12 protein-coding genes are annotated in these 12,936 nt (G+C 47.2%); 7 read left to right on the top strand and 5 right to left on the bottom strand.

Annotation, left to right across the window (positions count from 1 at the left end; all coding sequences use genetic code 11):
* Window positions 1-132 precede the first annotated feature (132 nt).
* Window positions 133-3,111 carry an excinuclease ABC subunit UvrA gene (gene uvrA / locus MN210_RS10870; RefSeq protein ID WP_338412205.1) on the bottom strand — a complete coding sequence of 993 codons (2,979 nt, stop codon included), beginning with the start codon at window positions 3,109-3,111 and terminating at the stop codon, window positions 133-135.
* A 266-nt stretch (window positions 3,112-3,377) separates the two neighbouring features.
* Between uvrA and MN210_RS10865 the strand changes: the two genes are divergently transcribed.
* From MN210_RS10865 to MN210_RS10840, 6 genes are all read left to right on the top strand, one after another.
* A complete protein-coding gene (locus tag MN210_RS10865) occupies window positions 3,378-3,635 on the top strand; it encodes a hypothetical protein (protein WP_241878559.1) in 258 nt (85 codons plus the stop codon).
* A gap of 10 nt (window positions 3,636-3,645) precedes the next feature.
* Window positions 3,646-5,010, top strand: coding sequence for an MFS transporter (locus MN210_RS10860; protein ID WP_338412204.1), 1,365 nt, complete (start codon window positions 3,646-3,648; stop codon window positions 5,008-5,010).
* A 96-nt stretch (window positions 5,011-5,106) separates the two neighbouring features.
* Entirely contained in the window at window positions 5,107-5,790 is a 684-nt protein-coding gene (gene ssb / locus MN210_RS10855) for a single-stranded DNA-binding protein (protein WP_241878558.1), read from the top strand.
* Window positions 5,791-5,911: 121 nt separating this feature from the next.
* Window positions 5,912-6,142, top strand: a complete 231-nt coding sequence (locus MN210_RS10850) for a hypothetical protein (protein WP_041773359.1) — start codon at window positions 5,912-5,914, stop codon at window positions 6,140-6,142.
* Window positions 6,132-7,022 (top strand): TatD family hydrolase, encoded by an 891-nt coding sequence (locus tag MN210_RS10845; RefSeq protein ID WP_338412203.1) that lies wholly within the window; start codon window positions 6,132-6,134, stop codon window positions 7,020-7,022. The genes MN210_RS10850 and MN210_RS10845 overlap by 11 nt, the downstream gene beginning before the upstream one ends.
* Before the next feature lie 107 nt (window positions 7,023-7,129).
* Window positions 7,130-7,936, top strand: a complete 807-nt coding sequence (locus MN210_RS10840) for a tRNA threonylcarbamoyladenosine dehydratase (protein WP_241878557.1) — start codon at window positions 7,130-7,132, stop codon at window positions 7,934-7,936.
* A gap of 39 nt (window positions 7,937-7,975) precedes the next feature.
* On the opposite strand, the gene mnmC1 is transcribed toward MN210_RS10840, so the two are convergent.
* The 4 genes from mnmC1 to ispZ all read right to left on the bottom strand — a co-directional run bounded on the left by mnmC1 (window position 7,976) and on the right by ispZ (window position 11,765).
* Entirely contained in the window at window positions 7,976-10,195 is a 2,220-nt protein-coding gene (mnmC1, locus tag MN210_RS10835) for an FAD-dependent 5-carboxymethylaminomethyl-2-thiouridine(34) oxidoreductase MnmC1 (RefSeq protein ID WP_338412202.1), read from the bottom strand.
* A 70-nt stretch (window positions 10,196-10,265) separates the two neighbouring features.
* A complete protein-coding gene (locus tag MN210_RS10830) occupies window positions 10,266-10,832 on the bottom strand; it encodes an SH3 domain-containing protein (protein WP_110816976.1) in 567 nt (188 codons plus the stop codon).
* A gap of 36 nt (window positions 10,833-10,868) precedes the next feature.
* Window positions 10,869-11,165, bottom strand: a complete 297-nt coding sequence (locus tag MN210_RS10825) for a YciI family protein (protein WP_041773804.1) — start codon at window positions 11,163-11,165, stop codon at window positions 10,869-10,871.
* 30 nt (window positions 11,166-11,195) lie between these two features.
* Window positions 11,196-11,765, bottom strand: coding sequence for a septation protein IspZ (gene ispZ, locus MN210_RS10820; RefSeq protein WP_011961200.1), 570 nt, complete (start codon window positions 11,763-11,765; stop codon window positions 11,196-11,198).
* Between the two features lie 237 nt (window positions 11,766-12,002).
* On the opposite strand from ispZ, the gene MN210_RS10815 reads away from it, so the two are divergent.
* Entirely contained in the window at window positions 12,003-12,932 is a 930-nt protein-coding gene (locus tag MN210_RS10815; RefSeq protein WP_011961199.1) for a PHP domain-containing protein, read from the top strand.
* The last annotated feature ends 4 nt before the right edge of the window (window positions 12,933-12,936 follow it).

The raw sequence follows: 12,936 nt of genomic DNA, 5'->3' as shown, positions 1-12,936 counted from the left end.
TAATTTTTTTGCAACTGAGTATTGGTTAACCAAGATAGTAGCGAAAAGCGGGAAAAGCTACCAAATAACCCCCACAAAAAAGGCCATCCCAATCAGGACGGCCTTTTTCTTATTCAAACACTCAAAAACAATCTACGACGCTTTATCAAGCATGGGCTTTAAGAACTGACCAGTGAACGACTCTTTGGTATTCGCTACATCTTCAGGCGTACCTTCAGCGATAATCATGCCGCCGTTTTTACCACCTTCAGGGCCCAAGTCCACAATCCAGTCCGCGGTCTTAATCACATCCAAGTTATGCTCAATCACCACAATGGTGTTGCCCTTATCACGTAAGGTGTGCAGGATGTTGAGCAGCTTATAGATATCATGGAAATGCAGACCAGTGGTCGGCTCATCCAAGATATACAGCGTCTGACCGGTATCACGCTTGGCAAGCTCACGTGCCAGCTTCACACGCTGAGCTTCACCGCCCGATAACGTCGGTGCAGACTGACCTAAGCGGATGTAGCTTAAGCCCACATCCATTAATGCTTGCAGACGACGATGAATCGGCGGAATGGCTGAGAAGAACTCAGTGGCATCTTCAACCGTCATGTCAAGCACTTCAGCGATGCTCTTGCCTTTGTAATGAATCTCAAGCGTCTCACGGTTGTAGCGCTTGCCATGACAGATGTCACACGGCACGTACATATCCGGTAAGAAGTGCATTTCCACTTTAATCAGGCCATCACCCTGACAGGTCTCACAGCGTCCGCCTTTGACGTTAAAGCTAAAGCGGCCGGCTTTATAACCACGGGCTTTGGCTTCTTGGGTCTGTGAGAATAAGTCACGAATTGGAGTGAATACGCCAGTATAGGTCGCTGGGTTAGAGCGAGGCGTACGACCGATAGGGCTTTGGTCAATATCGACCATCTTATCTAGATACTCAAGACCAGTAATGCTGTCGTATTTATCGGGAATTAAGGTCGAGGCGTTATTTAACTGAGTGGCAGCAAGCGGCATCAAGGTGCGGTTAATCAGTGTTGATTTGCCTGAGCCTGATACCCCTGTGACACAGGTAAAGGTACCGATTGGAATGGTCAAATCCACATCTTGTAAGTTGTTGCCGTTGGCGCCTTTTAGCTCAATTTGCATCGGCACAATGTTTTTCGCTTTTGGCTTTTTGTTCTTCGCCTCTTTTGCCGCAGCGGCCGCTTTGGCTTTGCCCATTGGCATAATGCGCGCTTTTTCTGGCGGATTATTTAGATCAATGGTTTTGGCTTTGTGACGCACCTTAGGAATGGCAATCTCTTTTTTACCGGACAGATACTGACCGGTTAGCGACTCTTCCACATCCATAATCTCTTGCATCGTACCTTGTGCAATCACATGACCACCATGCACACCGGCACCGACACCGATGTCAATCACGTGGTCAGCTTGGCGAATGGCATCTTCATCATGCTCAACCACCAATACGGTGTTGCCCAAGTCACGTAGGCGAGTTAGAGTTTGAAGCAGGCGGTCATTGTCACGTTGGTGCAGACCAATAGACGGCTCATCGAGCACATACATCACGCCCATGAGACCCGCACCAATTTGGCTGGCCAGACGAATACGCTGAGCCTCACCGCCTGATAAAGTTTCGGCAGAGCGGGCAAGGTTAAGATAATCTAGACCGACGCTGACTAAGAAGTTTAGGCGCTCGTTGATTTCTTTAAAAATCTTTTCACTAATTTCGCCTTTGGCGCCTGACATTTTTAAGTCGGCATAATAATCTGCGGCATCGCCAATCGACATTTGCACGATATCAGCAATGCCTTTGTCATCGACACGCACGTTACGGGCAATCTCATTAAGACGTGCGCCATCACAGACGTTACAGGTGGTGTCAGCTAAGTATTTGGCCAGCTCGTCACGTACAAAGTTACTTTGGGTCTTGGCATAACGGCGCTCAAGATACGGCAGTACCCCTTCAAATGGGGTGGTCTTTTTGGTTTTACGCCCCCGCTCATCAGTAAAGTTAAATTCGACTTTCTCTTTGCCTGAGCCATTTAAGATAATATCGCGGTGTGCTTTATCCAGCTCTTGCCACGGGGTATCCATATCAATATTAAAATGATTGGCCACCGTGCTTAATAAACCAAAGTAATAAGCATGGCGCTTATCCCAACCATTAATCGCCCCTTGGTTTAAGGATTTTTCAGTATTGGTGACTAATTTGTCAGCAGAGAAGTATTGACGTTTGCCGAGACCATCACAGGCAGGGCAGGCGCCATACGGGTTGTTAAAACTAAACAGGCGAGGCTCAAGCTCTGAGACCGCGCGGTCACAGACTGGGCAAGAATGCTTGGCGGACAATACTTGATCATCGCTATCTTGGTTTGACGCATCGGGATTGGGGTTGCCATCCATATAATGCAAAATAGCCAAATCACCGCCTAAGCGCAGCGCCGTCTCTAAGCTCTCTGCCACGCGATTGCCTAAATCATCACGGACTTTAAAGCGGTCGACCACCACCTCAATGGTGTGTTTTTTATTCTTCTCAAGCGCAGGCAGCTCATCCATATCATAAACGTGGCCATCCACACGCACACGCACAAAACCTTGACCGACCAATTGCTCAAGCAGCACTACATGCTCGCCTTTGCGGTCACGAATCACAGGCGCTAAAATCATCAGCTTGGTGTCTTCAGGCAGCGCCATAATATCATCGACCATCTCAGTAATGGTCTGTGCCACCATGGGTAGGTTATGCACCGGACAAAATGGGGTGCCGACGCGGGCATAAAGCAGGCGCAGGTAGTCGTAAATCTCGGTAATGGTACCCACTGTCGAGCGGGGGTTGTGGTTGGTTGATTTTTGTTCAATGGCAATGGCAGGAGATAAGCCTTCGATGCTATCGACCTCAGGCTTGTCCATTTGTGATAAGAACTGACGCGCATACGCCGATAAGCTTTCGACATAACGGCGCTGGCCTTCTGCATACAAGGTGTCAAATGCTAAGGACGATTTACCCGAGCCTGACAAGCCGGTGATCACCACAAATTTATCACGAGGAATGTCAATGTCGATATTTTTTAGGTTGTGGGTGCGTGCGCCGCGAATCTTAATGTGTTCGTGTGCCATAGAGAGCCTTTTGTTATAAATTTAATAAGTAAGTAAATAAATAGGGGTAATTGGGTTTATGGATGATGAGGTGATTTAATTGGGTTTGAAATATAAATTAGTTATAAAAGTAAGCGGAGTGCTATTGCCCCACTCATTTAATGCTCGGCCAATTTAATACCTAGTAATTGAGCCAACAATAGCCCAGTTACTCGCTAAGTTAAATAAGAGGTGAGTTTAATAAATGTATAGGTTAGTTAGAGTTTGTTTAGAGCAATAAATGCAGTATGAATAAGCTATTAATGGGTGTGATTTGGCCAAAATTCAAGAGCAAGCAGCGGCAAGATGGCTTAAATAGCGTTGCTAAAATTGAATACATACACCGATACTTAACGGCAGATAAGGCAGCAGCCACTTATGTTGCAGAGCAGAAAAATGGTATAACCAAATTTGAGTATAATGTCGCTGCGCATAGCGGGAGTGAATCCATTATAATGGCACAGTTATTTGACAGTCATCACCCCATCATGTGGGTGCCGCTATAGTGGGAGCAATATGAATAGCATCGAGAAGCGAGCCATTGCCGGTATAGGTGGTATCTTTGCACTGCGTATGATCGGCCTATTTATGATAGTGCCGGTCTTTTCGGTTTATGGTAACAATTATGCCCATGCCACACCCTTATTAATTGGTTTGGCTGTCGGTATTTATGGGTTGGGGCAGGCCCTATTCCAAATCCCTATGAGTATGGCAGCGGATAAATTTCCGCGCAAGCCGATGATATTTTTAGGGCTATTATTATTTGCCATCGGCGGTGTGGTCGCTGCGACTGCCACTGATATTTATCAAGTCATTATCGGTCGGGCGCTGGCAGGTAGTGGCGCAGTCTCGGCAATTCTTATGGCATTATTGGCCGATGTGACCCGTGAGCAGCAGCGTACCAAGGCTATGGCCACTATGGGACTGACCATTGCGACTTCTATTATGCTGTCGTTTGCCATTGGACCGATGATGGTAGCCAGCCTAGGTATCTCTGGGCTATTTTGGTTGACCGCAGTATTTGCGCTGGTTGCCATGCTGCTGTTATTGTTTGTGCCTACCCCGCTTAGAGTACTGCGACACAATCTGGCCAATCAATCGATAGGGGAGCAGCTAAAAGAGGTGCTGCGTATTGGCGATTTAAACCGGCTGCATATCGGTATCTTTGCACTGCATTTAACCATGACTGCCATCTTTGTGATTGTGCCTCAGCAGTTGGCAGACGTGCTAGATTTGAGTGTGCGTCAACAGGGTATGGTGTATTTACCGCTGCTGTTTATTGGCTTTGCCATTGCCATTCCCTTTATCATTATTGCCGAAAAAAAACGCAAAATGCGTCAGATATTCTTAGCGGCATTAACTTTGTTGGTCGCAGCGTTTGTCTGTCTGGCGCTAGGCAGTAAGTTAAGCTATGTATTGCTGTTTGGGCTCGGTCTTTACTTTATCGGTTTTAACTTACTTGAGGCGACGATTCCCTCTTGGATTTCTAAAAAAGCACCTGTGGCCAATAAAGCGACGGCGATGGGTATTAACTCCTCCAGCCAGTTTTTAGGAGCCTTCTTCGGTGGGGCCTTGGGCGGTATGTTACTTAGCCAAGGTCCGATGCTGGCCTGGGGGCTACTCGGTGCAGTAATGGCTGTGGCGTTGGTCTTAATTCTACCGATTTCGCAGCCCCCTTACTTAACCAGTACCACGTTAGCGATCCCCAAACAAGTAGATGTCACGGCGTGGTCACAGCAAGTTATGTCAGTCGGTGGGGTGGATGAAGTGGTGGTTATGCCCAAAGATGGGGTGGCTTATTTAAAACTTGATAAACAAAAAATCGATGATTATTCACGACAGTTACTGTCGCAACTTACCGAAACTAAGCTAGATATTTAGCCAAAATTTCGGTACAGTGAGGGCAAGTGCTAGCAAGTATGATACAGATAGTTTATATTAACTCACTATTTAATAAATATACAAAAAGGATAACTTATGCGTGGTGTAAATAAAGTCATTATTATTGGTAACTTAGGCAATGACCCTGAGACCCGCCAGTTCAGTAATGGGGGCAGTGTGACCAATATTTCGGTGGCGACCTCTGAGCAGTGGACTGATAAACAAACTGGGGAAAAGCGCGAGGCCACTGAGTGGCACCGAGTGACCTTATTTAATCGCTTGGGCGAAATCGCAGCTCAGTATTTACGTAAAGGCAGCAAAGTATACATCGAGGGCAGCCTACGTACCCGTAAATGGCAAGATCAAAACGGGCAAGACCGTTACACTACCGAAATCCGTGCCGATCAAATGCAGATGCTAGATGGCGCAACCGGTGGTATGGGCGGTGGCGGGTTTACGGGTAATCAGACCGGTGGCCAATGGGGTCAAGGCGGCCAAGGTAATCAGGGCAATCAAGGCTTTGCTGGCAACCCGAACACCACTCAAGGTGGTTTTCAAGGTCAACAAGGCGGTGGTTTTCAAGGTCAACAAGGCGGCAATCAGGGTGGTAATACCTTTAATGCACCACCTGCTGCTACTTCTGGTCAAACTAACTTTGCGCCACAAGCACCGGCTGCACAGCCACCTCAGCCTCAGCAGACCCCTGCCTTTAACAATCAAACAACCACCCCTGCAGGTGGTATGACTGATACGCCTAAAGATGACGATATCCCGTTCTGATGTTTACCTAAGACGATATTGTAAATAACAAGATGTTGTATTTAGAAACATATGGCCCATTGATATAACTGTCATTGGGCTATATTTTTATATCTCTTGTTGTGATGAGATGGGGGCGGTAATGAAATACTCTAAATTGATTCAGTTAACTGCCATAGGTGTGGCGTTGTTATTAATCCCAAGGCGCAGCAGTCGTCAGCCACAACAGACTGTGGTCCGGCCATCTGATCTAGAGGCAAACTCTGATTTTGTATCTGATGATATATCGCATGCCAAGCCAAAGTCATCTAAGCGCTCTGATCAATCCACGACACAAAGCAATACGGATAGGGATACCTCCAGTGACAGATAAGCCGATAGATTACGCGTTAATAGATACTCACACTCATTTTGATGACTTTGTGTTTGATGAAGATAGGCTGAGCTTGGCAACTGCAGCTTATGGGTCTGGGCTACGTCATTTATTACTCATTGGTTATCTGGCCAAATATTTTGAGCGCATGCGGCAAACTCAGCAGCAGCTATCAAGCTATTCACATAACATACAAGCCAATAAGGCCGCAGTACCCAAGGTCTATCTTGCCTCAGGGCTACATCCTGCTTATATCTTTGAGCATACTGAAGCGGATTTAGACTGTCTGGCTCAATTTTTACAACGCCATCCTCATGTTGCTATCGGTGAGATTGGTCTGGATACCTTTAGCGATGAATTAAAAACAGATGAGTCGTTAAAAAAACAAAAACGCTTCTTTAGCGCTCAATTGGATTTGGCCGTTGAGCATCAGTTGCCGGTGTTGCTGCATATTCGTAAGGCTCATGCTGAATGCTTGGCGCTATTAAAACAGCACAGTTATAAAGCCACTGAACTTGGCGGTATCGCCCACAGCTTTAGTGGGGGTGAGCAAGAAGCCAAAGCCTTTGTTAAGCTAGGTTTTAAGCTTGGCGTTACCGGGCAGATTACCAATACCAATGCCAAAAAACTACGCCGAGCCATTACTGCCGTGGTAGAGGAGTTTGGCCTACAGAGCTTGGTATTAGAGACAGATTGTCCGGACATGACGCCTGTGTGCTGTCAGCAAGGAAGTACGCCTACCCGAAATGTTCCAGGTAATTTAGGCTTTGTGCTACAAGGGTTGAGTGAGCTTCTTCACGTGGATAAGGCCACCTTAGCACAGCAGCTATGGCAAAACAGTTGTGAGGCGTTAAAAGTGGATTGGCCTTATCCCGCCTAACGAATACTGTATAATAGCCTGTCGTTTTTATTTTAAAACCAGGTGATCGTAACTCTATTCATTAAATCTGGCCCTAAACCCATCATTTTATAAAAAGTAAGCGCTTTATGACCTCAACTTCAGCGACAGACAATAGCCAATATGATCGACGCTTCAAAGGCACTCAGACCTTATATGGTACAAAAGGCTTTGCCAATTTTGAAAAGGCGCATGTCATAGTCATCGGCGTGGGCGGTGTGGGTACTTGGGTGGCAGAAGGGCTAACACGTACGGCAATTGGTCAAATGACTTTGATTGATATGGATGTGTTGGTGGCCTCCAATGTCAACCGTCAGCTGCCAGCCATGGACAGTGGCTTTGGAAAAAGTAAGATTGAACAGATGGCCGGGCGGGCGCGTCAGATCAATCCAAAGATACAGCTCAACTTAGTTGATGACTTCTTAACCGCAGAAAATGTCGCTCAGCTATTGCCAAGCCGAGAGCAGGCCAAGCAAAGCGCTGAGCAAGGGACAGCGACCATTGTACTTGATTGTACCGATGACATGTCGGCAAAGCTTGCCATTGCCTTACACTGCCGATTTAACAAATTAAAGCTAATTTGTGCTGGCGGTGCTGGTGGTAAAACCGATCCATTACAAATTACAGTGAGTGACCTAAAAGACACCTATCAAGATCCATTGCTGGCACGCCTGCGCACCAAGCTGCGTAATGAGCATGGCATTAATAAGGCCATGAAAGAGAAGTTCGGCATTAAATGTGTCTACTCCACCCAGCCGCCTATTGTCAATAAATCAGCCGATGGTAGCGTGCAGACCGGCGGCCTACATTGCGGCGGTTATGGCTCTGCGGTGGCCGTCACTTCGGTGGTGGGTATGGTCATGGTCAGTGAGACGTTAGCGATGCTAAGCCGCTAGTCTTGGTAGCCATCATAAAACAAACATCAAAAAAAGCCGTTATGATAACGGCTTTTTTAAACTGCTTCGATGCACTGATAGCTTAGCGAGCAGCGCCGCCGGCAGCGGTACAAACTGTGCGGTCATCATATCAGCTAATACCTGAGCACATAGCGGTGCAAAAGCATAGCCCTTAGAGCCCATGCCGCTCAGTGTCCAAATCAGACCCTGCTCATCGACTGCACCCACCAAAGGGTGATAATCTGGCGTCTGTGATCGAATACCCACTCGTGCCTGCCATCGCTGATATAAGTCAGCCTCTGTATCTGGTAAGGGTAGAACCGCCGAAAGCTCAGGCAGCGCCGTTAGTAGCTTTTGATGGTTAATCGCATGCTCACTAAGCCGAATCTCATCATCCAAATCATTGCGAATAAAGCTCGCCCCAAGCAAAAAAGTAGGCACAGAGGGCGTGACTGAGTTAATGGCTTCATCACCGGGCTGCGGTATAAAAGGGGCGCAGTAGCCTGAGTATTTTAGTGGTAAGGTTGGCAGTGCTTGCAGCTGCTCGGTAGTGGGCTCAAACCATGATAATTGACCCCGAATTTTACGAAACTCAAAAATGCGCGCATCCAAGCTTTGACTTTCAAAAGCGGCAGCAATAACCACTCTATTGACCGACAACACCTCCCCACTTTCGCAGTGCAGCATAACTTTAGTACGCTTAGCAGGCTGCGCCGTTATATCCGCAGTGACTTCAATGACTTCACTTACTTCAGCTACGTCATCAAAAGCCTTTGCCTGTAAGGGGGTAATGCGCTTAATATTCGCTTGTTTAAAGCTGATGTTTGGGTGGGTAAGTACCTTATCGGCCAGTGCCTTAGGGTTAATAAGCCCTGATTGAGGCAAGTATAAATTCGCTGTCAAATCCTGCTGCTGTAAACCAGATATATCTCGGGCGCTATCAAGTGATAAGGTGGTGGCCATTTGCTCAGGATATTCAGCGATTTGGTGCACATCGACGTTGCTTTTTTGTAGCAAGTCTAAGGTGGTGGTGGGGGTAAAGATTTTATGCTCACCTTGATCGATTTGACGATAAAAGCGTTGGCTATAAAGGTAGCTGATGCTGTGCAAATGCTCAGCCACATGAGCAAGCGGCGTCATCTTAGGAGCAAGCAGCGCCCTTGGGTTGCCAGAGGCACCCGCTAACGGGGCCTCTTTGTCTATTAAGCTCACCGCATTACCACGCTGCGCCAATGACCAAGCCGCCATTAATCCACAAACACCTGCACCAATCACTGCAATCTGCTCGTTGGGCGTCACGGCATGTGTATCCAGTGTGACTTGCTTCTTAGAGCGTAATGCTAAAGTTGACTTGGCATCATACTCAGTAGCACCTTGGTTGTCACTGGTATCGTCACTGACTGCTACCGGCTCAAGCTTGGTGGCGGTTAGCATTTCACGTTTGCGTCCAAAGCCTTTGGTTTTTTTGATCTCAAAGCCTGCCGCCATCAAGCCGCGTTTGACCACGCCAGCACTGCTAAAGGTCGCCGCAGTAGTACCAGGCTTAGATAAGCGCTTTACCTGCTCAAAGATCTGATCTGCCCAAAGCGACTCATTACATGCAGGCGCAAAGCCATCTAAGTACCAAGCATCAATGTGAGCGCCATAGGGCAGCGTGTCATAGCTATTGGCCAATTGTTGTAAGCTGAAACAGGCATCACCAAGCCATAAATCTAACGTGACATCTTCGGCCAACTGTAGGCGATGACAGCCAGATATCAAGGTGGGATATAAGGCGAGTAGCTGATCGACAAAGGGCACCAGACTGGTGTCTTTATGCTTCCAGCTTTCAAGACTGCGGCTTAAATCGGCATGAGTGAGCGGATACTTTTCGGTACTGATGATATGCAGCCGCGGTGTTAGCGAGCGTGAGCCCTTTAAATGGTCTTGCAAGCTCGTTTGCAGGTTAGTTTGTGAGTTGAAATAAGTATGGAACTGCTGCTTACTGTGTTCCCAAAGCTGCCAAGTGGCCAGTATATTAAGACCGGTACCAAAGCCTAATTCAGCAATGCTAAAGTTAGACGCTGTGCTACTATTCGCTCGGCTAAATAAGGCTTCAAAGCGCTCAGGTAATTTATTTTGGGTCAAAAATACATAACGCGACTCATTTAATCCATCGACCAAAGAGTAATACACATCGCCGAATATCTCAGAGACGGGGACCACGTTACCGAGTTCATCTTCACGCCAAGACAGCTTGGCAGGGGTGACCTTATCCATTTTGTGCCTTATGTTATTGCTTGGGTTATGGTTTTTGTACCAAATCTTGCCTTAACTTTAAGAGTGCCCATTACCAGCGGTCACGGCGACTAAAGATAAAGCCGCCCAACAAAACGCCTAAGAATAAAGAGACGGCGACCGTCACCGCACCATACATAAACAGCTGACCGCTGCGCTCATTGATAAGTACATTAACGCGAGTCTCAAGATCATTAACATCACGCTGCAACTGAGCATTGCGGCTGAGCAGCTCTTGATTGGCCGCTGACAAATCAGCATCACTGGGCTGCATTTTACTGGCTAAGCTTTTTGGGTTTTTTAACACATCGGTATCAGCAGCGGTGCCTGATGCTTGTGCGGCGGCATCTTGTTGCTCAGAGTGAACCGTCTTTGGCAGAGTATCCCCATTAAACGGCGAGGCAGGTGGTGGCGCCACTTGTGGGTCTGTGGGTGATTGCTCGGTAGCCTGAGCGCCGGGCTGATTGACCACCACTGTCGGCGCAGCCACCGCAGTTAGCGGCAATGCAAATGCCATGCTTAATAGGCCGGCACTGAGCATGGCAGCTAGGCGATAGCGGGTTTTTGGAGACGATAATGAGGGAGTTTGAGACTGAGCAAAATCTGAGGCAGCGCGCATAGCTAGGGATTCCAAGAAGCAGTGAAGCTTGAGCAATTAGGCAGAGGGTAGGACTTTAATAAAGGGTTTGATATCGACATGGCTATATACGCCCGCTGTGAGATAAGGCTCTTGGCTGGCCCAGTCTTGGGCCGCTTCTAAACTTTCAAAAGCGGCGATGATTAAGCTGCCTGACATGGCCGTTTGACCCACTTCAAGAGGCGTTGGTCCAGCGATAACCAAGCGGCCTTGTGCCTCAAGCTCGTGCAGACGAGCCAAATGAGCCTCACGGGTTTGTTGTCTAAGCTCAGAGGAGTTGGCCACATCATGGCCCATAATCATAAATAACGGCATATTCATTCTCAGTTAGTGTATTAGCCTAGCTTATTTTGGCTTGTTTGATTTATTAGATTTGTCATCTAGCATTTCAGGGTTAATGTGGCTTTTTAGTATCACAAACTGACCCACCATGAAGACTAACATGAAAGGTAGCCAGCCGTAGGTTTTGAAGTTGATCCAAGTTTGCTCGCTGGTATAAAAAGCAAAATAGTACTGCAATCCGGCCATCAATACAAAATAGCCTACCCAGGCCAAAGTCAGCTTATTCCAGCCAGAGTGAGTCAGATTAAACACGCTCTTCATGGCCATCTCTAACAAAGGTCGGCCGATTAATACACTGATTAATAAGGCCACGGCAAATATGCCGTTAATCACCGTCGATTTCCATTTTAGATAAATGTCATCATGGAACAATAAGGTAAGACCACAAAAGACCACGGTAAGCACTAAGGTAATCGCTTGTTGCTTGGTCAGGCGCCCCTTCTGGGTGATCAAATGGATCACTGCCACTGCGACCGTAGCGATTAAAATAGCCCCTGCGCCCGCCAAGATGCCTTGGGTTTTGGCCACATAAAAAAAGGCAAGTAAGGGGATAAAATCTAGCAATGCTTTCATAAAGGTCACAATAATAGAAAAAGAAGAGTGGGGGATGACTTGAGGCAATAGTTTACACGGCCTGACCCACAAAAAAAAGCATTGCGCATACAATACCTTGTAAGATGAGGTTTAAAGCGGGCAGTTATCTTTTTGCGAACTTAATTAAACACAGCTTTTACCAAAACATCGACAAATACCGCTCATTAACCGCTACAATAGTCACTCTATTTTATTGTAATTTTTAAGACTGCTATTATGCCGCACTGCTCACCATCACAACCCTCTACCACAAATCTTGCTTACAAACGCATTGACTTACACAGTCACAGTACCTGCTCTGATGGCAGCAATAGCCCAAGCGAGCTACTGCACAAAGCCCATGCTGCCCATATCGACATCTTTGCGCTAACCGATCACGATACTTTGGCGGGTATCCCAGAGGCCAAGGCCACGGCGCAGGCACTGGGTATTACTTTAATTAATGGGGTGGAGATAAGCTGTCAGCACACGCTTACTGGCGGCTATGGCAAGAATAAAGCCAAAGACAAAATCATTCACGTACTGGGTCTAGGTTTTGATGATTTTGAGCAGATGAATAACACCTTAACTCACATCCAAGTGAGCCGTGGCAATCGTGGCCGGATGATTGTACAAAAAATGGCTGAATTAACGGGTCATGACTTCGATGACATGTGGCAAGCTGTACTGCTCAAGGCAGATGGCAATGCCGATGCCGTAGGACGAGCACACATTGCCAAGGTCTTGTTAGAACAAGAGATTGTACCTACCATGCAAAAGGCTTTTGATAAGTATTTGGCCGATAATAAAGCCGCTTATGTGCCCATTGAAACCTTAAGCATGCAAGATACCATTGAGCTGATTCATCGCTGCGGCGGCAAAGCGGTATTGGCGCATCCCACCCGCTACAATCTATCGGCGACTCGGGTACGTAAATTGATAGCCGAGTTTGCACAATTTGGCGGTGATGGCTGTGAGCTGCCCAGCAATGATGAGCCATTAAGCACACGGCGCATGGTGGATAGAAGTATTGCAGAGCATGGACTGCAAGTGTCAACTGGTAGCGACTTTCATGGCAGCAGCATGCCTTGGCGCAAGCTTGGCGACGTACCAAGCTTGGCTGAGGGGCAGACATTGGTGATTGAAGCGTTATTGAGTGCCTCTTAATTAA

This window comes from Psychrobacter raelei (genome assembly GCF_022631235.3).
In the GTDB taxonomy this organism is placed as follows: Bacteria; Pseudomonadota; Gammaproteobacteria; order Pseudomonadales; family Moraxellaceae; genus Psychrobacter; species Psychrobacter raelei.
This window is presented reverse-complemented; position numbering and strand designations above follow the sequence as displayed.

Bases quoted from the DNA above. Each gene is read 5' to 3' on its own strand.
- MN210_RS10815 (WP_011961199.1), top strand. From the start codon at position 12,003: ATGCCGCACTGCTCACCATCACAACCCTCTACCACAAATCTTGCTTAC.
- ispZ (WP_011961200.1), bottom strand. From the start codon at position 11,765: ATGAAAGCATTGCTAGATTTTATCCCCTTACTTGCCTTTTTTTATGTG.
- MN210_RS10830 (WP_110816976.1), bottom strand. From the start codon at position 10,832: ATGCGCGCTGCCTCAGATTTTGCTCAGTCTCAAACTCCCTCATTATCG.
- MN210_RS10840 (WP_241878557.1), top strand. From the start codon at position 7,130: ATGACCTCAACTTCAGCGACAGACAATAGCCAATATGATCGACGCTTC.
- MN210_RS10825 (WP_041773804.1), bottom strand. From the start codon at position 11,165: ATGCCGTTATTTATGATTATGGGCCATGATGTGGCCAACTCCTCTGAG.
- uvrA (WP_338412205.1), bottom strand. From the start codon at position 3,111: ATGGCACACGAACACATTAAGATTCGCGGCGCACGCACCCACAACCTA.
- MN210_RS10860 (WP_338412204.1), top strand. From the start codon at position 3,646: ATGAATAGCATCGAGAAGCGAGCCATTGCCGGTATAGGTGGTATCTTT.
- mnmC1 (WP_338412202.1), bottom strand. From the start codon at position 10,195: ATGGATAAGGTCACCCCTGCCAAGCTGTCTTGGCGTGAAGATGAACTC.
- MN210_RS10865 (WP_241878559.1), top strand. From the start codon at position 3,378: ATGAATAAGCTATTAATGGGTGTGATTTGGCCAAAATTCAAGAGCAAG.
- ssb (WP_241878558.1), top strand. From the start codon at position 5,107: ATGCGTGGTGTAAATAAAGTCATTATTATTGGTAACTTAGGCAATGAC.
- MN210_RS10850 (WP_041773359.1), top strand. From the start codon at position 5,912: ATGAAATACTCTAAATTGATTCAGTTAACTGCCATAGGTGTGGCGTTG.